The 21,852-nt window shown below is 59.8% G+C and carries 22 protein-coding genes; 11 read left to right on the top strand and 11 right to left on the bottom strand.

Annotated features, from left to right (window positions below; genetic code table 11):
- Positions 1-12 precede the first annotated feature (12 nt).
- Complete coding sequence (locus V8J63_RS07450; protein ID WP_125925635.1) at positions 13-3,039, top strand: multidrug efflux RND transporter permease subunit; 3,027 nt, start codon at positions 13-15, stop codon at positions 3,037-3,039.
- A gap of 254 nt (positions 3,040-3,293) precedes the next feature.
- Here the strand turns inward: V8J63_RS07450 and V8J63_RS07445 are convergent, their stop codons facing one another.
- The 5 genes from V8J63_RS07445 to colR all read right to left on the bottom strand — a co-directional run bounded on the left by V8J63_RS07445 (position 3,294) and on the right by colR (position 7,018).
- Positions 3,294-3,521, bottom strand: a complete 228-nt coding sequence (locus V8J63_RS07445) for a hypothetical protein (protein WP_041479852.1) — start codon at positions 3,519-3,521, stop codon at positions 3,294-3,296.
- Positions 3,522-3,523: 2 nt separating this feature from the next.
- Positions 3,524-4,240 (bottom strand): lipopolysaccharide kinase InaA family protein, encoded by a 717-nt coding sequence (locus tag V8J63_RS07440; protein ID WP_336463834.1) that lies wholly within the window; start codon positions 4,238-4,240, stop codon positions 3,524-3,526.
- A gap of 3 nt (positions 4,241-4,243) precedes the next feature.
- On the bottom strand, positions 4,244-4,912 hold the full coding sequence (locus tag V8J63_RS07435; RefSeq protein WP_197890826.1) for a class I SAM-dependent methyltransferase: 669 nt from the start codon (positions 4,910-4,912) through the stop codon (positions 4,244-4,246).
- Between the two features lie 149 nt (positions 4,913-5,061).
- The gene (locus tag V8J63_RS07430) at positions 5,062-6,345 is read right to left on the bottom strand and encodes a sensor histidine kinase (RefSeq protein WP_336463833.1); all 1,284 of its coding nucleotides are present in this window, start codon (positions 6,343-6,345) and stop codon (positions 5,062-5,064) included.
- On the bottom strand, positions 6,335-7,018 hold the full coding sequence (colR, locus tag V8J63_RS07425; RefSeq protein WP_016773421.1) for a two-component system response regulator ColR: 684 nt from the start codon (positions 7,016-7,018) through the stop codon (positions 6,335-6,337). The genes V8J63_RS07430 and colR overlap by 11 nt, the downstream gene beginning before the upstream one ends.
- 209 nt (positions 7,019-7,227) lie before the next feature.
- Between colR and V8J63_RS07420 the strand changes: the two genes are divergently transcribed.
- Entirely contained in the window at positions 7,228-7,971 is a 744-nt protein-coding gene (locus V8J63_RS07420) for a phosphatase PAP2 family protein (RefSeq protein WP_125925638.1), read from the top strand.
- A gap of 190 nt (positions 7,972-8,161) precedes the next feature.
- Here V8J63_RS07420 and groL read toward each other — a convergent pair whose 3' ends face one another.
- The 4 genes from groL to V8J63_RS07400 all read right to left on the bottom strand — a co-directional run bounded on the left by groL (position 8,162) and on the right by V8J63_RS07400 (position 11,685).
- Entirely contained in the window at positions 8,162-9,808 is a 1,647-nt protein-coding gene (gene groL, locus V8J63_RS07415) for a chaperonin GroEL (protein WP_016773419.1), read from the bottom strand.
- Positions 9,809-9,858: 50 nt separating this feature from the next.
- A complete protein-coding gene (locus tag V8J63_RS07410; RefSeq protein ID WP_007916610.1) occupies positions 9,859-10,152 on the bottom strand; it encodes a co-chaperone GroES in 294 nt (97 codons plus the stop codon).
- Between the two features lie 259 nt (positions 10,153-10,411).
- Entirely contained in the window at positions 10,412-10,888 is a 477-nt protein-coding gene (locus tag V8J63_RS07405; RefSeq protein ID WP_016773418.1) for an FxsA family protein, read from the bottom strand.
- Between the two features lie 71 nt (positions 10,889-10,959).
- Positions 10,960-11,685 carry a HugZ family pyridoxamine 5'-phosphate oxidase gene (locus tag V8J63_RS07400; protein WP_016773417.1) on the bottom strand — a complete coding sequence of 242 codons (726 nt, stop codon included), beginning with the start codon at positions 11,683-11,685 and terminating at the stop codon, positions 10,960-10,962.
- Positions 11,686-11,848: 163 nt separating this feature from the next.
- On the opposite strand from V8J63_RS07400, the gene V8J63_RS07395 reads away from it, so the two are divergent.
- Positions 11,849-12,607 carry an SDR family oxidoreductase gene (locus V8J63_RS07395; protein WP_016773416.1) on the top strand — a complete coding sequence of 253 codons (759 nt, stop codon included), beginning with the start codon at positions 11,849-11,851 and terminating at the stop codon, positions 12,605-12,607.
- A 126-nt stretch (positions 12,608-12,733) separates the two neighbouring features.
- On the opposite strand, the gene apbC is transcribed toward V8J63_RS07395, so the two are convergent.
- Positions 12,734-13,828 (bottom strand): iron-sulfur cluster carrier protein ApbC, encoded by a 1,095-nt coding sequence (apbC, locus tag V8J63_RS07390; RefSeq protein ID WP_024014150.1) that lies wholly within the window; start codon positions 13,826-13,828, stop codon positions 12,734-12,736.
- 216 nt (positions 13,829-14,044) lie between these two features.
- Here apbC and metG point away from each other — a divergent pair, with 216 nt between their 5' ends.
- The 8 genes from metG (at position 14,045) to V8J63_RS07350 (ending at position 20,844) form a co-directional block, all read left to right on the top strand.
- Complete coding sequence (metG, locus tag V8J63_RS07385) at positions 14,045-16,096, top strand: methionine--tRNA ligase (RefSeq protein WP_024014151.1); 2,052 nt, start codon at positions 14,045-14,047, stop codon at positions 16,094-16,096.
- 114 nt (positions 16,097-16,210) lie between these two features.
- Positions 16,211-16,780, top strand: coding sequence for an electron transport complex protein RnfA (locus tag V8J63_RS07380; protein WP_217878760.1), 570 nt, complete (start codon positions 16,211-16,213; stop codon positions 16,778-16,780).
- Positions 16,777-17,781: an electron transport complex subunit RsxB gene (gene rsxB / locus V8J63_RS07375; RefSeq protein ID WP_336463832.1), complete on the top strand. Its 1,005-nt coding sequence runs from the start codon at positions 16,777-16,779 to the stop codon at positions 17,779-17,781. Before V8J63_RS07380 ends, rsxB begins: the two co-directional genes overlap by 4 nt.
- Positions 17,768-18,751, top strand: a complete 984-nt coding sequence (locus V8J63_RS07370; RefSeq protein WP_336463831.1) for an RnfABCDGE type electron transport complex subunit D — start codon at positions 17,768-17,770, stop codon at positions 18,749-18,751. Before rsxB ends, V8J63_RS07370 begins: the two co-directional genes overlap by 14 nt.
- Complete coding sequence (locus tag V8J63_RS07365) at positions 18,748-19,353, top strand: RnfABCDGE type electron transport complex subunit G (protein WP_125925645.1); 606 nt, start codon at positions 18,748-18,750, stop codon at positions 19,351-19,353. Before V8J63_RS07370 ends, V8J63_RS07365 begins: the two co-directional genes overlap by 4 nt.
- Positions 19,350-19,922, top strand: a complete 573-nt coding sequence (locus V8J63_RS07360; protein ID WP_130902350.1) for an Rnf-Nqr domain containing protein — start codon at positions 19,350-19,352, stop codon at positions 19,920-19,922. The genes V8J63_RS07365 and V8J63_RS07360 overlap by 4 nt, the downstream gene beginning before the upstream one ends.
- Positions 19,919-20,557 (top strand): endonuclease III, encoded by a 639-nt coding sequence (gene nth, locus V8J63_RS07355; RefSeq protein WP_016773410.1) that lies wholly within the window; start codon positions 19,919-19,921, stop codon positions 20,555-20,557. The genes V8J63_RS07360 and nth overlap by 4 nt, the downstream gene beginning before the upstream one ends.
- 107 nt (positions 20,558-20,664) lie before the next feature.
- Positions 20,665-20,844, top strand: coding sequence for a PA3496 family putative envelope integrity protein (locus V8J63_RS07350; protein ID WP_016773409.1), 180 nt, complete (start codon positions 20,665-20,667; stop codon positions 20,842-20,844).
- 88 nt (positions 20,845-20,932) lie between these two features.
- Here the strand turns inward: V8J63_RS07350 and V8J63_RS07345 are convergent, their stop codons facing one another.
- Positions 20,933-21,559, bottom strand: coding sequence for a response regulator transcription factor (locus tag V8J63_RS07345; RefSeq protein WP_016773408.1), 627 nt, complete (start codon positions 21,557-21,559; stop codon positions 20,933-20,935).
- Positions 21,560-21,852: the final 293 nt, after the last annotated feature.

The raw sequence follows: 21,852 nt of genomic DNA, 5'->3' as shown, positions 1-21,852 counted from the left end.
CAAGGAATCCCCATGGCTTTTACCGATCCGTTCATCCGCCGCCCGGTGCTCGCCACCGTGGTCAGCCTGCTGATTGTGCTGCTTGGCTTCCAGGCCTGGAGCAAGCTACCGCTGCGCCAGTATCCGCAAATGGAAAACGCCCTGATCACGGTGACCACGGCTTATCCCGGGGCCAACGCCGAAACCATTCAGGGCTACATCACCCAGCCGATGCAACAGAGCCTGGCCAGCGCCGAGGGCATCGATTACATGACCTCGGTCAGCCGGCAGAACTTCTCGGTGATTTCGATTTACGCGCGCATCGGTGCCAACACCGACCGCTTGTTCACCGAACTGCTGGCCAAGGCCAACGAGGTGAAGAACAAGCTGCCGCAGGACGCCGAAGACCCGGTGCTGAGCAAGGAATCCGCCGACGCTTCGGCGCTGATGTACATCAGCTTCTTCAGTAAAGACCTGAGCAACCCGCAGATCACCGACTATCTGTCGCGGGTCATCCAGCCAAAACTGGCGACGCTGCCGGGCATGGCCGAAGCGGAAATTCTCGGCAATCAGGTGTTCGCCATGCGTCTGTGGCTCGACCCGGTGAAACTCGCCGGCTTCGGCCTCAGCGCCGCCGACGTGACCGCGGCGGTGCGCCAGTACAACTTCCTCTCCGCTGCCGGCGAAGTGAAAGGCGAGTACACCGTCACCAGCATCAACGCCAACACCGAACTGAAATCCGCCGAAGCCTTCGCGGCGATTCCGCTCAAGGTCGATGGCGACAGCCGTGTGTTGCTGCGTGATGTCGCGCGGGTGGAAATGGGCGCGGAAAACTACGACTCGATCAGCTCGTTCGGCGGCACGCCGTCGGTATACATCGGCATCAAGGCCACCCCCGGCGCCAACCCGCTGGACGTGATCAAGGAAGTGCGCAAGTTGATGCCCGAGCTGGAAGCACAGCTGCCGCCGAACCTGAAAAGCGAAATCGCCTACGACGCGACACTGTTCATTCAGGCCTCGATTGATGAGGTGGTGAAGACCCTGTTCGAAGCGGTACTGATCGTCATCGTCGTGGTGTTCCTGTTTCTCGGCGCGCTGCGTTCGGTAGTGATCCCGGTGGTGACCATTCCGCTGTCGATGATCGGCGTGATGTTCTTCATGCAGATGATGGGTTACTCGATGAACCTGCTGACGCTGCTGGCCATGGTGCTGGCCATCGGTCTGGTGGTGGACGATGCGATCGTCGTGGTGGAGAACATCCACCGACATATCGAGGAAGGCAAGACGCCGTTCGACGCAGCCCTGGAAGGCGCGCGGGAAATTGCCATGCCGGTGGTGTCGATGACCATCACCCTGGCGGCAGTGTATGCGCCGATCGGTTTCCTCACCGGGCTGACCGGGGCGTTGTTCAAGGAGTTCGCCCTGACCCTGGCCGGCGCAGTGGTGATTTCCGGCGTCGTCGCCCTGACGCTGTCGCCGATGATGTGCGCGTTTCTGCTGCGCCACGAAGAGAATCCCAGCGGCCTGGCCCATCGCCTCGACCGCGTCTTTGAAGGCCTCAAGCGCCGTTATCAAAGCATGCTCCACGGCACGCTCAATACGCGGCCGGTGGTGCTGGTGTTTGCGGTGATCGTGCTGTGCCTGATTCCGGTGTTTCTCAAGTTCACCAAGTCGGAACTGGCCCCGGACGAGGATCAAGGCATCATTTTCATGATGGCCAGCGCACCGCAGCCGACCAACCTCGACTACCTGAGCACCTACACCGACGAATTCATCACCATCTTCAAAGAGTTTCCCGAGTACTACTCATCGTTCCAGATCAACGGCTACAACGGCGTGCAGGCCGGTATCGGCGGCTTCCTGCTCAAGCCATGGAACGAGCGCAGCCGCACGCAGATGGAAATCCTCCCCGAGGTGCAGAGCAAACTGGAGAGCATTCCCGGCCTGCAGATCTTCGGTTTCAACCTGCCCTCCCTGCCCGGCACCGGTGAGGGTCTGCCCTTCGAATTCGTGGTCAACACCGCCAATGACTACGAGCTGCTGCTGCAAGTCGCCGAGCGCATCGAGAAGCGCGCCATGGAGTCAGGCAAGTTCGCCTTCGTCGACCTCGATCTGGCGTTCGACAAGCCGGAAGTAGTCGTGGATATCGACCGCGACAAGGCTGCGCAGATGGGCGTGTCGATGCTCGACCTCGGCAGCACCCTGGCGACCTTGCTCGGCGAGGCGGAAATCAACCGTTTCACCATCGACGGGCGCAGCTACAAGGTCATCGCCCAGGTTGAACGGGCCTACCGCGACAACCCGGACTGGCTGAACAATTACTACGTGAAAAACACCCAGGGCGAATTGCTGCCGCTGTCGACCTTGATCAAGGTCAGCGACCGCGCACGGCCGCGCCAGCTCAATCAGTTCCAGCAGCTCAACGCGGCGAAGATTTCCGGTTTCCCGCTGGTGAGCATGGGCGAAGCCATCGACACCGTGCTGCAGATTGCCCGCGAAGAAGCACCGGCCGGGTTTGCCTTCGATTACGGCGGTGCCTCGCGCCAGTACGTGCAGGAAGGCAGCGCATTGTGGGTCACGTTTGCTCTGGCGTTGGCGATCATCTTTCTGGTGCTGGCCGCACAGTTCGAAAGCTTCCGCGATCCGCTGGTGATTCTGGTGACCGTACCGCTGTCGATTTGCGGGGCGCTGATTCCGCTGTTCCTCGGCTGGTCGAGCATGAACATCTACACCCAGGTCGGGCTGGTGACGCTGATCGGCCTGATCAGCAAGCACGGCATCCTGATCGTCGAATTCGCCAACCAGTTGCGCAAGGACAAGGGCCTGAGCGCCCGTGAAGCGGTGGAGGAAGCAGCGGCGATTCGCTTGCGCCCGGTGCTGATGACAACGGCGGCAATGGTGTTCGGCATGGTGCCGCTGATTCTGGCCACCGGCGCGGGCGCCGTGAGCCGCTTTGATATCGGCATGGTGATTGCGACGGGGATGTCGATCGGCACGTTGTTTACGCTGTTCGTGCTGCCGTGTGTTTACACGTTCCTGGCGAAACCGGACCGCAAATAACACGCATCACGCTGTGGGAGCGAGCCTGCTCGCGAATGCGGTATTTTGATCGTTCCCACGCTCTGCGTGGGAATGCAGCTCGGGACGCTCCGCGTCCCATTGGAACGCGGAGCGTCCTTTGAGGCGTTCCCACGCAGAGCGTAGGAACGATCAAGCAAGATCAAAAGATCGCAGCCTTCGCCAGCTCCTACACAATCCGTATTCCAAAAAAAGGCCTCGCAACTGCGAGGCCTTTCATTTGGGCTTCAATCGTTTCAACTGGCTGGCCTCATTCCCTGAGACAGTCCGAACATGAACAACAGCAAATCATGATCGGGCTGGGTCGCCACGGAGGCTTTCGCCACCCGTGGAACCGAACAATGAGCGTCGTTCCCGGACGCTCCTATGACCTGCATGCGCGGCTGCTCCCAGGCAGCCACCGCCAGTGAAGCAACTGCCAAGGCCCCGATCAGGAACAAACCTCGTGCAATTTCGAGTTTCATCGCTATAAACCTTTGATAGCGCTGCCAAACGCCGTCTCATAAAAGTAGACGAGTTTTTTCCAGTCGGCATCGCGGAACGACGAATGGCGACGCAGTTGCTTCATGTCATGCTGCGCGGCGCGATAGGGTGTCAGACGCTGGCGGCACTTCTCCAGATCGATCAACGCCACCTCAACCTGCGCCGCTTCACCTTCACCGGTGACGCGCACGAAAACGTGTTTGATGTAGATGCAGCTGTGCTGCCAGCGGCCCTTGTGCATGCGCGCCAGGTTCTCGGCGAGGTCCTTGAGGACTTTCTCGTAGACCACGTCGCCACATTGATCGCGACCACCGGCAGCGGCCAGCCAGTGTTCCAGTTCCTGGAAACCGTCGAGGGATTTGGTGACGAGCAGCGCGCGCCATTTGTACTGCGGATCCGGTTGCGCGCCGCAAAAAACGATTTGCGGAACACGCACGCCGAGTTTGCTTACTCCGGTCAGCGCATCGAGTTCACGCAATACGGTCGGGCGACCGAACGGGTGCAACCAATTGCGATAGATGTGCCCGGTCTGGCGCTTGGCGTACAAGAGCTGACCGTCACGGTCGACGATGCGCTGCACCCCGCTTTCGCCACCACGGCGCACATTGGGCTCTTCAACCCATTCGCCGCGCTGGTTCCAGTAATAATCGAAACGATCCTGGGGAGCGACATCCGCTTCAACCGCTGCTTGCACTGCCATCCTCTACCTCTTGCGTAATACGTAAACTCGCCACATCGCATAGAGCGGTATGAAGTCCAGTTGTTCCTGAATGCGGAAACCCGCCTGTTCAAATTCTTTCTCGATCGTCGTCGCCGGAATCAGAAATCGATTCTGGTAATCATGACTTGGCCGATCCCGCTCGGCGCGCTTGCGCTTCCAGGCCTTGAAATTGCCGTCAACCCACAACGAAACAATCACGCTGTCACGGGTCACCCGCTCGAACTCGCGCAGGATCACCCGACGGTGCTCGGCCTCGCCGATGTGGTGCAACAGACGCATGCAAAAGATGCTGTCGACCGAGTTATCCGGCAGAGCGATATCGAATGCCGAGGTGTGCAGCGGTTGTACACGCTTGACCACATCGGCTGGCTGCCCTTGCAGCGCGGTCTTGATCATCGACTCGGAATTGTCCGCGCCAATGATCACCCGGTTGGGCTTCTCCGCGAGCATTGGCCAGAAACGCCCGGCACCGCAGGGCAGATCCAGCACCAGCCCGGGATCTCCCGCCAGCGCCAAGGCCTTGCGACCGACTTGCTCATCGCGCCAGTGCGACAGGCGGCGACCGAGGCTTTGCTGGTGCTTGCGCAGATATCGTTGTGCGTGTTGGTCGTCGTACTTTTCGGAAAAATCGAGCTTGATCGGGCCGGCCATCATCTGGACTCCTGTTCTGATGACGCCACCTTAAGCAGCGGCGTGTCAGCGTCAGGTCATCCAATTGTGAAAATTCTGTCAGGTAAATCTGCAAAGTATTACAACGTTATACAGGATTCAGACAGGTGCGCGGGAGTAGCCTCGATCCACTATTTGCTGGCATTCACGCCAAGATCTACCTCGAATCGGCAGCCATTAGGGTCCATCGTGCTCAGGCTGACTGTCCAGCCCTGGTTTTCGCAGATGCGCTGGACCAGCGACAGGCCCAGGCCCAGACCCTCGCCACGTTTCTCGCTACCGCGCACAAACGGCTCGAACATCGCCTCGCGTTTTTCCTCGGGAATACCCACCCCTGAGTCCTCGACGACAAAACCGTTGGCAGTGAGGGTAAGGCGAATAAAACCCTCTTCGGTGTAATGCAGTGCGTTACGCAGCAAGTTGCCCATCACCGCATTGAGCAAGGTCGCGTTGTAACGTGTGTCCGGTGGATCGCCCGGCTCGAACATCAGCGTCAGGCCCTTGCGCTCGATCGGTTCGCGCCACAGGCAGAGCAGGCTTTCGGCTACTTGCGTGAGGTTCTGCTGCGGCGCGGCGCCGGCCTCTTCGTTCTGTGCGCGCGCCAGCATCAGGAAGGTCTGCACCAGTTCGCGCATCTCCTCGCTGGCCCGGGCAATGCGCTCGACCTGGGCGCGACCGCGCTGATCGAGACCGGGGTTTTCCAGCAGCAGTTCGCAGGAACTGGCGAGGACCATCAGCGGCGTGCGCAATTCGTGGCTGACGTCGCTGGTGAACAAGCGCTCGCGGTTCAGCGCCTGACGCAAGCGCCCCAGGGTGGCATCGAACGCCACCGCCAGTTCACCGACTTCATCCGCCGCATAGTCCGGCGCCAGGGGCGGCGCCAGCCCGAGCAACTGGTCGCGATGACGGACCTGCCGCGCCAGGCGCACCACCGGCGCCATCACCTTGCGCGCGAGCACCCAGCCGAGAAACACCGCCAAGGCCAGGCTGAGCACGAAGCCCACCAGCACCACGGCAAACAGCACGCGCTCGCGCTCTTCGAAATCGCTTTGGTCCTGCAGCAAGACATAACGCCGACCATCCACCACTTCGACCATGGCGTGATAGGACAGCTGCTCGCGAAAGACCTCGTGAAAACCGGCATCGAGGTGACGCAGATCCTTGGGCAGGTCGAAATCCCCCGGCCCGCCGCTGAAATAGAACAACTGATCCGGCTCGGGGCGATGGCTCCAGTCGGAGACGTTGTCCATCAGCAGCAAACGTTGCAGATCGCCGCCCAGCCCTGCGGAAATCAGTTTCTCTTCCACCAGATGCACCGTTGCAACGATGCCCATGGCGAAGGCGCCGGCGACCAGTGCGCTCATCAGCGCAAAGGCGATGATGATCCGCTGGGAAAGACTCTGCTTAAACTCCATCTCGCCCCTCGGCCAAGCGATAACCGACACCGTGCACGGTGTGCAGCAGTGGCTTGGCGAATGGCTTGTCGATCACCTGGCGCAACTGGTGAACATGGCTGCGCAGGCTGTCGCTGTCCGGGCAGTCATCGCCCCACAGCGCTTCCTCGAGAATCTCCCGACGCAGCACGTGCGGGCTCTTCTGCATCAACACCGCGAGCAGCTTGAGACCGACCGGGTTGAGCTTGAGCAGCTTGCCTTCGCGGGTCACTTCCAGGGTGTCGAGGTCGTAGCTCAGATCACCGACCTGCAATGCGCGGCGACCGCCGCCCTGAGCACGGCGCATGACCGCTTCGACGCGGGCGGCCAGCTCGGACAGCGCAAACGGTTTGATCAGGTAATCGTCGGCGCCGGACTTGAAGCCCTGCAGCCGGTCGTCGAGTTGGTCGCGGGCGGTCAGCATGATCACCGGCGTATCGCGCCGGGCATCTTCGCGCAGGCGTTTGCACAAGGTGTAGCCGTCGATGCCGGGCAGCATGATGTCGAGCACGATCAGGTCGTAATGCTCGGTCGCCGCCAGATGCAGACCGGACAAGCCGTCTTGTGCGCAATCGACGGTATAGCCTTTCATGCCCAGGTAATCGGCCAGATTGGCCAGGATGTCACGGTTGTCTTCGACCAGCAGAATTCGCATGGACATCTCCTCCGAACGGGGTAACGGCCGTCTTGGCCCGCGCAGCTTACGGCCAAGTGTGGCTGAGGGCTAGGGGCGTTTTTCGATAAACCTGCACTGCGCGCGCTGCGACGTTTTTTTCACTTTCGGTTAACAAATCGCCGACGCGAGCGCGCGCAGACTCCGCGCGATTACGCTCTCTCCTCCGTTCATCGACCAAGGAACCTGCCATGGTGTCGACCTCTGCCCTTCCCGCTTCAAGACCGCTGAACTGGTGGTTGTGTCTGGGCATTCCCGCAGCGGCGGCGATCATTCTGCTGTTGCTCGAACTGACCGATCTGGACATGGTTCTGGCGCAAATGTTCTACGACCCGGTGGCCGGGGATTTCATCGGACGGCACAGCTACTTTCTTGAAGACATCCTGCATGACCGCGCGAAGCAGCTGGTGATCGGCTTTTCGGTGTTTGCCATTCTGGGTTTCATCGGCGCGTTTTTCATCGACCGGCTGAAACCGTTCAAGCGCGAACTCGGTTGCCTGGTGCTGTCGCTGGGGCTGGCGACTTCGTTTGTCACTCCGGTCAAAGCCGTCACTGCCGTGCAATGCCCGTGGAGCCTGGAGCAATTCGGCGGTCACGAGACCTACAGCAAACTGATGGAGCATCGCCCCGCCACGGACAAGCCGGGACGTTGCTGGCCGGGTGGCCATGCGGCAACCGGGTTCACCCTGTTTGCACTGTTCTTCGTGTTGCGCGACCGCCGCCCGCGACTGGCACGGCAGGCGTTTGTATTTGCCTTTGCGCTGGGCTCGGTGTTCTCGATCAGCCGCATGATGCAGGGCGCGCACTTCTTTTCGCACAACGTGTGGACGGCGATTTTCTGCTGGCTGATTTGCCTGGGGGCTTATTACTGGGTGCTGTATCGCCCGGCTGGCAAGACTTCGACGGCGATGAACACACAGCCGATCAACGCCTGAAATAAACAACCTGTGGGAGCGAGCCTGCTCGCGAATTGGCGGCTCAACTGGCTTGCATGTCGGATGACAGACCGCTTTCGCGAGCAGGCTCGCTCCCACAGGGGGATACCAGTGAGCTTCGAAATTGGGGCAATAAAAAACCCCGCTGACTTTCGCCAGCGGGGTTTTGCGTTACAGGGCCAGGGCTGGCTTACATCATGCCGCCCATGCCACCCATGCCGCCCATGTCTGGCATACCGCCGCCAGCTGCACCTTCTTTCTTCGGTGCGTCGGCAACCGCTGCTTCGGTGGTCAGGATCAGACCGCCGATGGAGGCTGCAGCTTGCAGAGCCGAACGGGTTACCTTGGTTGGGTCCAGGATGCCCATTTCGATCATGTCGCCGTATTCGCCGGAAGCAGCGTTGTAACCGAAGTTACCTTTGCCGTTCTTCACTTCGTTCACGACTACGCTTGGCTCGTCACCGGAGTTGGCAGCGATCTGACGCAGCGGCGCTTCAACAGCGCGACGCAGCACAGCGATACCGACGTTCTGGTCAGCGTTGTCGCCGGTCAGCTCGGTCAGTGCTTCCAGAGCACGGATCAGCGCCACGCCACCGCCAGGTACCACGCCTTCTTCAACGGCTGCGCGGGTTGCGTGCAGGGCGTCTTCAACGCGGGCTTTCTTCTCTTTCATTTCAACTTCGGAACCAGCGCCAACCTTGATCACTGCAACGCCGCCGGACAGCTTGGCCAGACGCTCTTGCAGTTTTTCACGGTCGTAGTCCGAGGAAGTTTCGGCAACCTGGGCGCGGATCTGAGCGATACGGCCTTCGATGTCTGCCTGCACGCCAGCACCGTCAACGATGATGGTGTTTTCCTTGGACAGGGTCACGCGCTTGGCGTTACCCAGGTGCTCCAGAGTGGTGCTTTCCAGGCTCAGACCGATCTCTTCGGAGATAACGGTGCCGCCGGTCAGAACAGCGATGTCCTGCAGCATGGCCTTGCGACGGTCGCCGAAGCCCGGTGCCTTGACGGCAGCGACTTTGACGATGCCACGCATGTTATTCACAACCAGAGTCGCCAGGGCTTCGCCTTCAACGTCTTCGGCCACGATCAGCAGTGGGCGGCCGGCTTTGGCAACGGCTTCCAGCACTGGCAGCATTTCGCGGATGTTCGAGATCTTCTTGTCGACCAGCAGGATCAGCGGGCCGTCGAGCTCGGCAACCATGGTGTCCGGCTTGTTGACGAAGTATGGCGACAGGTAGCCACGGTCGAACTGCATGCCTTCTACAACCGACAGTTCGTTTTCCAGGCCCGAGCCTTCTTCAACGGTGATCACGCCTTCTTTACCGACTTTTTCCATGGCTTCGGCAATGATGTCGCCGATGGAGTTGTCGGAGTTGGCCGAGATGGTGCCGACCTGAGCGATGGCTTTGAAGTCAGCGCATGGCTTGGACAGGGCTTTGAGCTCTTTGACAATGGCGATGGTCGCCTTGTCGATGCCGCGTTTCAGGTCCATCGGGTTCATGCCGGCAGCGACGGCTTTCAGGCCTTCGTTGACGATCGACTGAGCCAGAACGGTAGCGGTGGTAGTACCGTCACCAGCGTCATCGTTGGCACGGGAGGCAACGTCTTTGACCAGCTGCGCGCCCATGTTTTCGAAGCGGTCATCCAGTTCGATTTCTTTGGCGACGGAAACGCCGTCCTTGGTGATGGTCGGAGCGCCGAAGCTTTTCTCGATAACCACGTTACGGCCTTTCGGGCCCAGGGTCGCTTTTACCGCGTCAGCCAGAACGTTGACGCCTTTGAGCATCTTGGTACGGGCGGCATCGCCGAACTTAACTTCTTTAGCAGCCATGATCGATATTCCTTAAATACTTTGTAGTAGCGGGAAAATGAACGGGGATATCAGCCTTCGATAACCGCGAGGATTTCGTTCTCGCTCATTACCAGCAGGTCTTCGCCATCGACTTTCACAGTGTTGCTGCCGGAGTAAGGACCGAACACAACCTTGTCGCCTTCCTTCACGGACAGTGCACGCACTTCACCGTTTTCCAGAGCTTTGCCCGGGCCTACAGCGAGAATCACACCGTGGTTGGCTTTTTCAGCAGCCGAACCTGGCAGGACGATACCGCCAGCGGTTTTCTTTTCTTCTTCGCTGCGACGGATGACGACGCGGTCATGCAGAGGACGAAGCTTCATTGTCGATCTCTCCTAATTGTGGTTTTCATCGGCCGGTGTAGTCCCGGCGGGTTTAACGAATCCGGCCTGCGCCGGTTGCGGTCCGTCGAGCGAACCGCGCAAGTCTGTCCGGTTTGAATACCGGAAACCTTTCGGTGACCGATACATAGGGGCGTACAAGCCGATTACAAGGGCTGGCGGAAAAAATTTTTCATCCAGACACAGTAAATAACAGCCATAAACGAGCACGGCACCCGCAGGTGCCGTGTCGATGCTGATATCACTTGTTGTCGCGGTGTTCGAACTCGCCTTCGATCACATTCGGCTCTCGACCGAGCGGCTCGCGCGGGGCCGGGCCGCCACGGGGTTGCAGGTCGTCGGCGAAGGCACGCTGGCGCATCGCCTGGTCTTCAGCACGCTGGCGCATCTTGTTCGCCAGCAGACGACGGGTGACCGGCAACAGCATCACCAGACCGACCACATCACTGATGAAGCCGGGAATGATCAACAGGCCGCCGGCCAGTGCCAGCATCAGGCCTTCGAGCATGGTCTGCGCGGGCAATTCGCCGCGATTCAGGCTCTCCCGGGCACGCAATGCGGTGGCCAGACCGGCGACGCGCAGCACGAACACACCGAACATCGAGCCGAGAATGATCAGCAGCAGGGCCGGGAAGAACCCGATAGAGCCTGCCACTTTGACGAATACGAACAGCTCCAGCACTGGAAACAGCAGAAAGAGCAACAGAAAAGGGCGCATCAAAGTTTCCTCAACGCAAGAAATGCCTTGCAGTAAGCCTTAGATGACGTCGCCCTTGCGTGAATTCAAGCTTAACTTTGCGCTTTTTTCGGCCAGGACTGGGCGTGAGCCAGAGAAACCAAGGCCTCGCGCACTTGTGTCGGCGTATTACATGGCGCCGCGAAGGGCAACCAGTAGACGGCCTGACCGATGCGCAGGTGCATGCCCTCGCTGTCGATGCCGGCCAGTTGCGCCGGCACACTGTTCGGCAGCCCGGCCAGCTCGACGTAATGGGCGATGGCCTTGGCGTGGTCGCTGTTCATGTGCTCGACCATGCTGATTTCCGCCTTGCCGGCGAACGGGTTGGCCAGGGTCAGATCGTCGATCCAGTGGATCGCACCAAAGCCGCCGATGTAACGATGGCGCACCGGATCGAGCACCCAGAAATCGAAATCGTGGGCCTGGTGATAATTCTGCGAGTCAGGGAAATAGCGGTAATAACGCTCGGCGGCAGCCTCGATGGCTGCCGGGTCTTCGAGTTTCTGCGCTTGGGCCAGATAGGTCAGCCGCCCGACCGCCTGCACATCGTCGGCCTCGCGCTCGCCCACCAGCATCGAGCACTTCGGATCTTTCTGCAGGTTATGCGTGTGCTGGGCGATGCGGCTGATCAGGATCAGCGGCCGGCCCTGCTCGTCCAGGCAATACGGCACAACCGAGCCAAAGGGAAAACCCGGCATCGATTTGGAGTGGGTCGACAGCACTCCACGGTATTCCTTGAGAAGCAATTCTCGGGCATTCTTCGCCACTTCAGCGCTCAATTTGTGACTCCTTAAATGGGTTCCGTCTAGAAAACGGACAGGCGCGCAGCGAAAAGTAACCGGCGCGCATCGGGCAAATGTTCGTGTGCAACCAGGCCTGACCGGTGCCGATCGAGCGTTGCCGACAACAAAAACAACTCAGACCTGCCAGCGGGACATGCGAATGCAACTCAACGACAAAGTAATCATTATCACCGGCGGTTGCCAGGGTTTGGGCCGTTCCATGGCCGAGTATTTCGCCGGCAAGGGCGCGAAGCTGGCCCTGGTCGATCTGAATCAGGAAAAACTCGACGACGCCGTCGCCGCCTGCAAAGCCAAGGGTGTCGAAGCGCGCAGCTACCTGTGCAATGTGGCCAATGAAGAACAGGTCGAGCACATGGTCGCGCAAGTGGCCGAAGACTTCGGCGCCATCCACGGCCTGATCAACAACGCTGGCATTTTGCGCGATGGTCTGCTGCTGAAGGTCAAGGACGGTGAGATGACCAAGATGAGCCTGGCGCAGTGGCAGGCGGTGATCGACGTCAACCTGACCGGCGTGTTCCTCTGCACCCGAGAAGTCGCAGCGAAAATGGTCGAGCTGAAGAACAGCGGTGCGATCATCAATATTTCCTCGATCTCCCGTGCGGGCAACGTCGGCCAGACCAACTATTCCGCAGCCAAGGCCGGCGTCGCGGCGGCGACCGTGACCTGGGCGAAGGAGCTGGCGCGTTACGGCATTCGTGTCGCGGGCATCGCACCGGGCTTCATCGAAACCGAGATGACCCTGGGCATGAAGCCGGAAGCGCTGGAAAAGATGACGTCGGGCATTCCGCTCAAGCGCATGGGCAAGCCTGAGGAGATCGCCCATTCGGCGGCGTATATCTTCGAAAACGACTACTACACCGGGCGGATTCTGGAGATGGATGGCGGCTTGCGGATCTGACTGTCACCCTGAAACAAATGTGGGAGCGAGCCTGCTCGCGAAAGCGGTGGGTCAGCCAACATCTTCGTTGACTGACACTCCCTCTTCGCGAGCAGGCTCGCTCCCACATTTTCATCCAGCGTTTATTCAATCGTCGCTGATGGTGATATTCGGCATCGCCGGCGTGGCCGCTTCCTGCAACACGATCCGCGCGCCGACGTGGCGGGCCAGTTCCTGATAGACCATGGCAATCTGGCTGTCCGGCTCGGCAATCACGGTTGGCTTGCCGCCATCGGCCTGTTCGCGGATCAGCATCGACAGCGGCAGCGAGGCCAGCAGTTCGACGCCGTACTGGGTGGCCAGTTTCTCGCCGCCGCCTTCACCGAACAGATGCTCGGCATGCCCGCAGTTCGAGCAGATGTGCACGGCCATGTTTTCCACCACGCCCAGCACCGGAATGTTGACCTTGCGGAACATTTCCACGCCTTTGCGTGCGTCGAGCAGTGCCAGATCCTGCGGCGTAGTGACAATCACCGCACCCGCCACCGGGACTTTCTGCGCCAGGGTCAGCTGGATGTCGCCGGTGCCTGGCGGCATATCGATGACGAGATAATCCAGATCGCCCCACGCGGTTTGCGTGACCAGTTGCAGCAGCGCACCGGAAACCATCGGCCCGCGCCAGACCATCGGCGTGTTGTCGTCGGTCAGGAAGGCCATCGACATGACTTCCACGCCGTGAGCCTTGAGCGGCACGAACCACTTCTGATCCTTGACCTCAGGACGGGTGCGCTCGGGGATGCCGAACATGATGCCCTGGCTCGGGCCGTAGATATCGGCGTCGAGGATGCCGACTTTGGCGCCTTCACGGGCCAGCGCCAGCGCGAGGTTGGCAGCGGTGGTGGATTTGCCCACGCCGCCCTTGCCGGAAGCGACGGCGACGACGTTCTTGACGTTGGCCAGCCCGGGAATCTGTGCCTGGGCCTTGTGCGCGGCGATCACGCTGGTGACCTCGACGCGAGCGATGACCACGCCGTCGAGGTTTTCGATGGCCAGTTGCAGCAATTGCGCCCAACCGCTCTTGAACAGGCCGGCGGCGTAGCCGATTTCCAGCTGCACATTGACGCGGTCACCGATGATCTCGATGTTTTTCACGCAACCGGCGCTGACCGGGTCCTGGTTCAGGTAAGGGTCGGTGTATTGGCTGAGGACGGCTTCCACCGCTGCGCGAGTGACGGCGCTCATGGGCAACTCCGATAACAAGACTGGAAAAGATGGCGGCTATCGTACGCTGGACACCGATTTGAGGCGAACAGATTACTTGCGCTGAAAAGCCACTGTGGTGAGGGGACTTATCCCCTCACCACACGAGCTCTCAAAGTACCCAGTGGCGCAGGGGTGAAAAATATGCGCCGGCGCTTTATAGTGGCCGACCTCCGTTTCATCAAGTAGCGAAGCCCCATGTCCGAGCCACGCAAGATCCTCGTCACCAGCGCCCTGCCCTACGCCAACGGTTCGATCCACCTTGGCCATATGCTGGAATACATCCAGACCGATATGTGGGTGCGCTTCCAGAAGCATCGCGGCAACCAATGCATCTATGTCTGCGCCGACGACGCCCACGGTTCGGCGATCATGCTGCGCGCGGAAAAGGAAGGCATCACCCCGGAACAACTGATCGCCAACGTGCAGGCTGAACACAGCGCCGACTTTGCCGACTTCCTCGTCGATTTCGACAATTTCCACTCCACTCACGCCGAAGAAAACCGTGAGCTGTCGAGCCAGATCTACCTCAAGCTGCGTGACGCCGGGCACATCGCCCAGCGTTCGATCACGCAGTATTTCGACCCGGAAAAGAAAATGTTCCTGGCCGACCGCTTCATCAAGGGCACCTGCCCGAAATGCGGCACCGAAGACCAGTACGGCGACAACTGCGAAAAATGCGGCGCGACCTACGCACCGACCGACCTGAAGGATCCGAAGTCGGCGATCTCCGGCGCCACCCCGGTGCTCAAGGATTCCCAGCACTTCTTCTTCAAGCTGCCGGATTTCCAGGAAATGCTCCAGGCCTGGACACGCAGCGGCACCCTGCAGGACGCCGTGGCCAACAAGATCGCCGAATGGCTGGACGCCGGCCTGCAGCAGTGGGACATTTCCCGCGATGCGCCGTATTTCGGTTTCGAGATTCCGGGCGAACCGGGCAAGTATTTCTACGTCTGGCTGGATGCACCGATCGGCTACATGGCCAGCTTCAAGAACCTCTGCAACCGCACGCCGGAGCTGGACTTCGACGCGTTCTGGGGCAAGGACTCGACTGCCGAGCTGTACCACTTCATCGGCAAGGACATCGTCAATTTCCACGCGCTGTTCTGGCCAGCCATGCTCGAAGGCGCCGGCTACCGCAAGCCGACCGGCATCAACGTGCACGGCTACCTGACCGTCAATGGTCAGAAAATGTCCAAGTCGCGCGGCACGTTCATCAAGGCCCGCACTTATCTCGATCATCTATCGCCGGAATACCTGCGCTATTACTACGCAGCCAAGCTGGGCCGTGGCGTCGATGACCTCGATCTGAACCTCGAAGACTTCGTGCAGAAGGTCAACTCCGACCTGGTCGGCAAAGTGGTCAACATCGCCAGCCGTTGCGCCGGATTTATCCACAAAGGCAACGGCGGCCTGCTGGTCGACAACAATGCCGCGCCGGAGCTGACCGAGGCCTTCCTCGCCGCCGCGCCGAGCATTGCCGACGCTTACGAGGCCCGCGACTTCGCCCGCGCCATGCGTGAAACCATGGCCCTGGCTGACCGCGCCAACGCGTGGATCGCCGACAAGGCGCCGTGGTCGTTGAACAAGCAGGAAGGCAAGCAGGATGAAGTCCAGGCGATCTGCGCCACCGGCATCAACCTGTTCCGCCAGTTGGTGATCTTCCTCAAACCGGTACTGCCGCTGCTGGCCGCTGATGCCGAGGCGTTCCTCAACGTCGCGCCGCTGACCTGGAATGACCACACCACCCTGCTGGCCAACCACCAGCTCAACGAATTCAAACCGTTGATGACCCGCATCGACCCGGTAAAAGTGCAAGCCATGACCGACGCCTCCAAGGAAGACCTGACCGCCAGCCAGACCGACACTGGCGCAGCCGCCCCTGCAGGCAACGGCGAACTGGCCAAGGATCCGCTGTCGCCGGAAATCGATTTCGACGCCTTTGCCGCCATCGATTTGCGCGTCGCTTTGATCGTCAAGGCCGAACACGTCGAAGGCGCGGACAAGCTGCTGCGCCTGACCCTCGACATCGGTGACGAGCAACGCAACGTGTTCTCCGGGATCAAGAGCGCGTATCCGGACCCGTCCAAGCTCGACGGTCGCCTGACCATGATGATCGCCAACCTCAAGCCACGGAAAATGAAGTTCGGTATTTCCGAAGGCATGGTGATGGCAGCCGGTCCCGGCGGTGAAGAGATCTACCTGCTGAGCCCTGACAGCGGCGCCAAGCCGGGTCAGCGCATCAAGTAAGACGTTGCGATAAAACGATCCCACCGACGTGCTCTGCATGCCGGTGGGATTTTTCATATCTGGCCCGATAGTGCCTACCCTTAAGAGACACCCGCCCGTTTCGCTGGCAGAACCATGACCGAACTCGTGTTAACGCTGATCAGTGCTGCGCTGCTCAACAACTTCGTGTTGCACTGGCCGCTGGGCGTCGCTCCGCTGCTGGCGGGCAACCGACGCCAGGTGCATGCGCTGGGGTTGGCGACGTTGTGCCTGATGGTGGTGGTCGGCGTTATCGGTCAGGCGATCTGGCAGTGGATACTGCTGCCGTTGCAGCTTGAAGCGCTGCGCCTGTTCGTGTTTCTGCCGCTGAGTGTGTTGATGATCGCGCCGCTACTGAAACTGCTGACGCGCGGGCTGCCGGATTGGCCGTTCGACGGATTGTGGCCGCTGCTGCTCGGCAATGCCGGCGTACTCGGGCTGGCGTTGATCAATGCGCAAAATGATCAAGGCCTGCTGCACGCGACAGCATTGAGTTTCGGCGCCGGGCTGGGTTTCTGGCTGGTGTTGAGCGTGTTCTGCGATCTGCGCGAGCGCACGGTCGACAACGATATTCCCCTGCCCTTTCGCGGCCTGCCGATCGATCTGATCAGCGCCGGACTGATCGCAGTGATTTTTCTCGGATTCAGTGGATTGATCAAAACATGAGTCTGCTTCAACGCATCGATGCCCTGCTGCCGCAGACCCAATGCGGCAAGTGCGGCCATCCCGGATGCAAACCCTATGCGCAAGGCATTGTTGACGGTGAGCCGATCAACAAGTGCCCGCCGGGCGGCGAAGAAACCATCGCTGCCCTGGCCGAGCTGTTGAAAATACCGGTCCTGGAGCTGGACATCAGCCGTGGCCCGGCACCGCCGCAAGTCGCCTTCATCCGCGAGGCCGAATGCATCGGCTGCACCAAGTGCATTCAGGCCTGCCCGGTCGACGCCATCGTCGGCGCGGCAAAACTCATGCACACGGTGCTGATCGACGAGTGCACCGGTTGTGATCTGTGCGTTGCGCCGTGCCCGGTCGACTGCATCGAAATGCATCCTTTGCCTGCGAACACGATCCCAGTGGTTGGCGGTCTCGCATTCGATCTTGAAGAACAGCGCGCCCGCGCGATCAAACGTGACCACGCGCGCCAGCGTTTCGAGCGCCGCAACCAGCGCCTGCTGCGTGAAGAACAGCAAAAGCAGGCCGAACGTGAAGCGCGAGCCGCGCGTGCGGCACAACCGCAAGTCTCGACCGCCGACCCGGTGCAGGCTGCGCTGGAGCGGGTGCGTGCGCAAAAAGCCGCGAACGCCGATGCGGCGCTGAAGAAGGCCAAGGTCGATGTGGCGATGAGTCGAGCGCAACTGCACAAATCGCTGAAAGCCTTCGGCCATCCGCCGACATTCGAGCAGCAGTCGCAATTGATCGTCCTGCAGCAACAATTCGAAGCCGCCGAGCAAGCACTGGCGAATCTGGAAAGCAGCCAACCGGCAATTCCCGCCGTTCCCGCACCGACCAACGACGCCGAACTGAAGCGAGCCAAGATCCAGTTGGCCATGCGCCGCGCCGAACTGAAAAAAGCCCAGGCAGCGGAGGCTGCGCCGGAGCAGATCGCAGCACTGGAGCAAGCCGTGACTGACGCCGAGCGCCAGGTGCAAAACCATGCCACCCCTTGAGGCAGCGGACGATCGCCTGCAACAGGCGATGAATACCGTGCTGCTCGCAGCGCTGCCGGGGCTGCTCGCTTTGTTCTGGCTTTATGGCTGGGGCGTGTTGATCAATCTGCTGCTGGCGGTCATCAGCGCTTTGCTCGTCGAAGCTGCCGTCGCCAGCCTGCGTCGACAAGCCGTGCAACCGACGCTGCGCGATGGCAGTGCACTGGTCAGTGCGCTGTTGCTGGCCGTTGCGCTTCCCGCCTATTGCCCTTGGTGGCTGACGATCACCGCGACCATTTCAGGCTTGTTATTCGGCAAACACCTGTACGGCGGGATTGGTAAAAATCCGTTCAACCCAGCCATGCTTGGCTTCGCCTTGAGCATCGTGCTGTTCCCGCAAGGGATGACGCACTGGCCGGGCCATGGCCTTGATTTCCTTTCGGCGCTGCAACAGGTTTTCAACCCGGCTCAAGCGCCGGACGCCTGGGTTCAGGCCACGGCACTGGACAGTCTGCGCATCAATAAAAGCCTGACCATCGATGAGCTGTTCGCCAGCAACCCGGCCTTCGGCCGCTTCGGCGGGCGCGGTGTGGAATGGGTGAATCTGGCGTTTCTGCTCGGCGGTCTGTGGCTGTTGCAGCGGCGGATCTTCTCCTGGCATGCGCCGGTGGGGATGCTCGCCAGTCTGTTCCTCATCAGCCTGTTGTGCTGGAACGGATCGGGGTCCGATTCCCATGGTTCGCCGCTGTTTCATCTGCTCAGCGGCGCGACCATGCTCGGTGCATTTTTTATCGTGACAGAACCTGTGTCCGGCGCGAAAAGCGCCCTCGCCCGCCTGTTGTTTGGCGTCGGGGTCGGCCTGCTCACGTACCTGATTCGCACATGGGGCGGATACCCGGACGGCGTCGCGTTTGCGGTATTGCTGATGAATCTGCTGGTGCCGACGCTGGAGCGCTTCGCCGCCAGCCGCCATCTGCCGGTGAGCACATGAACCGCTCGGTGAGTGTCGTGACGGTTGTACTGCTGGCTCTCGTTGGCGTGAGCGCGACATACGTGCTGCAGCGCAGCAGTGCACCGCAGATTGCCAGCGAGCAGCGCTTGCTCGCCAGCCGCCAATTGCTCGATGTCATGCCTGCAGCGCTCTACGACAATCAGCCGCTGGAGCAACCGCTGACGCTCGCCGAGCCTGTTTTGCGCCATAGCACGCTGTCAGGCGGCTATCGAGCGACCCGCTCCGGACAGACAGTTGCGGTGCTGTTGCGCAGTCGCAGCGAAGGTTACGCAGGCACTCTGGAACTGCTGATAGCCATCGATGCAAACGGCAGAGTTCTAGGCGTGAAAACCCTTGAGCAGCGCGAAACGCCGGGATTGGGTGGTCACATCGGTGAATGGCCGAATGCCTGGCTTCAGACCTTCCTCGGCAAATCCCGCACTGAGCCGACAGACGCCGGTTGGGCGCTGAAAAAGGATCAGGGGCAGTTCGATCAAATCGCTGGCGCGACCATTACCTCCCGTGCCGCCATCAACGCGATTCATGACGCACTGCGTTATTTCGATGAGCATCGGGCGTTGCTGTTAGGAACTGGCTCATGAAACGCACGGTAGGTTTATTGATGCTGGTGCCGCTATTGGGCGCCACACAAACACTCAGCGCTGCACTGGGGATAACCTTGATGCTCGGCGCGGTGCTCGGCGTTTTTGCCGTTTGCATGTCGCCGCTGCGCGAACGCCTGACGGGCACCCGTGCGTTGCTCGCCAGCCTGACGCTTGCTGCGACGTTGACTAGTTGCGCGGATATTGTGGCGCAACGCTGGTTTTTGCCATGGCAGCAAACATCTGGGCTCTACATAGGGCTGATCGCCTTGCACTGCGTCGTGCTTGAATACCACGGTGCCTTCCGCGAGCCCGTCGCTGTCAGCTTCAAACGCTGCGCCTTGTTCGGCGCGCTCATGCTGGTGGTCGGCGGGCTGCGCGAGATCATCGGTTATGGCAGCCTTGGCCGAGGTCTTTCGGAGCATTGGCAAGGTCTGATTTTGTTCCCCGATGGGCTGCATCTGTTTACGCTGGTCCCCGGCGCTTTCGTTTTACTGGGCCTGCTTCTCGCCGTACGTCAGGCGTGGACACGCCGCAACTCTGTCATCAAGGAAACGCATCGCCCATGAATGCTGCAAAACGTCTTGAGATATTTCGCCGACTGCACGAAGACAATCCCGAGCCGAAAACCGAACTGGCCTACTCTTCGCCGTTCGAGCTGCTGATTGCGGTGATTCTTTCGGCGCAGTCCACCGATGTCGGGGTCAACAAGGCGACTGCCAAACTCTTTCCCGTCGCCAATACACCTGCCGCGATTCATGCGCTGGGTGTCGAGGGGCTGTCCGAGTACATCAAGACCATTGGCCTGTACAACAGCAAAGCGAAGAACGTCATTGAAACCTGCCGTTTGCTGGTTGAACGCCACGGCGGTGAAGTTCCGCAAACCCGGGAAGAACTGGAAGCCTTGCCCGGCGTCGGGCGCAAGACCGCCAACGTGGTGCTCAACACCGCTTTCCGTCAATTGACCATGGCGGTCGACACGCACATTTTCCGCGTCAGCAATCGCACCGGCATCGCGCCGGGGAAAAATGTGGTGGAAGTTGAAATGAAGCTGATGAAGTTTGTACCGAAAGAATTCCTGCTCGACTCCCATCACTGGCTGATTTTGCATGGCCGCTATGTTTGCCTGGCGCGTAAACCGCGCTGTGGCAGCTGCCGCATCGAAGATCTGTGCGAATACAAACATAAAACTTCTGACGATTGAGCCGTCATCGGTTTTTCGTATCCATCGATTGAAAAAATCTTTTTTACCCGCCGCAGTAATGTCGATATAAGGAGCGCCAAAGGCAGTCTTAGCCGGGAGTTGACTTCATGAGTACCGACAAAGAGCAACTGGATGTAGAAGAAGATTTTATTGCCGTCGAGGCCGATGAGGTCGAACCGGTGGTCGAGGTGGCGAAGACCAACCTCAGCAAGCGTCGCACAATCGACAACCTGCTTGAGGAGCGCCGACTGCAAAGGCAATTGGCCGATTACGATTTTGATCTGTGATACCTGAAGGCCTCCCGAAGCGGAGGCTTTTCATTTTCTGCGACAACCGAGCTTGATCGGCCCATGACGGTCTCAGCTGTCGAATCGTTCAAACCAGGCCGTTGCGCTGCGCCAACTCGATCAGATCAACCAGAGACCGCGCATTGAGTTTCAGCAACAGGCGAGTCTTGTAAGTGCTTACAGTCTTGTTGCTCAAAAACATGCCGTCGGCGATTTCCTTGTTGGTCTTGCCGCGCGCCAATTGCTGCAACACCATCATTTCCCGCCCGGACAGACGATCAACCATGTCCGCCTCACTCGCATTGCCCAGACTGGTACGCACAGTGTGCAGGGCCTGATTGGGGAAATAGCTGTAGCCGGACAGAACTGCCTTGATCGCACTCAGCAGTTCGGTCAGATCCTGCTGCTTGCACACATAACCCGCTGCACCCGATTGCATGCAACGCATTGAAAAATGTCCGGGAGCCTGGGAAGTCAGCACCAGCACTTTCACCGGCATGGCGGTGGAAGTCAGGCGAGCAATAACTTCCAGTCCATCGAGTTTGGGTATTCCAATATCCAGAATGACAAGATCCGGTATTTGTTCACGAGCAATTTGTAGTGCATCAACGCCATTATCCGTTTCTGCAATGACTTCGTAGCCATGCCGTTCCATCAGCATACGTACCGCAAGTCGAATGACGGGGTGGTCATCCACGATCAGCACTTTATTCATGGGCAAGTCCAGTTTTCGCTGTTCGAATTTTTAGAACACGCACGATATCCCAGTCACTTGCTTCAAGGGATGGCAACTTTTACACGCATTTGCATCGAGAGACATTCCCTACAGGCATTGAGGATAATTCCCACAAATAGGTCCCGTCGCATCCATCGCAACTGCTTCGCGTCCTTCAAGACCGCAGCGAATTTCCGTTTACTGCGCACACGTCCTACGCAGCTGCGAATTCCAATCGAGCCATCTGAAATTTCCTGGACCACTTTTGCCGGCTGCCGATTCGACATATGACG

Origin of the sequence: Pseudomonas sp. CCNWLW23, from assembly GCF_037095675.1 — a bacterium.
GTDB classification, from domain to species: Bacteria; Pseudomonadota; Gammaproteobacteria; order Pseudomonadales; family Pseudomonadaceae; genus Aquipseudomonas; species Aquipseudomonas atacamensis.
This window is presented reverse-complemented; position numbering and strand designations above follow the sequence as displayed.